1 pseudogene is annotated in these 241 nt (G+C 63.5%); it reads left to right on the forward strand.

The features are described from left to right. Positions 1-241 (forward strand): annotated as a pseudogene (locus tag BN358_RS26490) (deoxyribose-phosphate aldolase); the annotation flags it as partial.

The raw sequence follows: 241 nt of genomic DNA on the forward strand, positions 1-241 counted from the left end.
TCCGAGGAGTCGATTCGCTCCGGTTGTCGTGAGGCTGTCGCCTACAACTGTGCGGCGTTCTACTCTTCTTCGACCTACTGGACTCCCGTTGTGCGGGAGGAACTCGCGGGCACGGATGTTCTCGTCGCCACCGGCGTGGCCTTTCCCTTCGGATCGGCGAGCGTCACGGTGAAGATGCGTGAGGTGGAGGAGGCGGTGGCCCTTGGCTGCACCGCGGTCGACCTCGTGATGAACATCGGAG

The sequence above is a fragment of the Sedimentibacter sp. B4 genome, assembly GCF_000309315.1.
GTDB lineage: Bacteria > Bacillota > Clostridia > Tissierellales > Sedimentibacteraceae > Sedimentibacter > Sedimentibacter saalensis.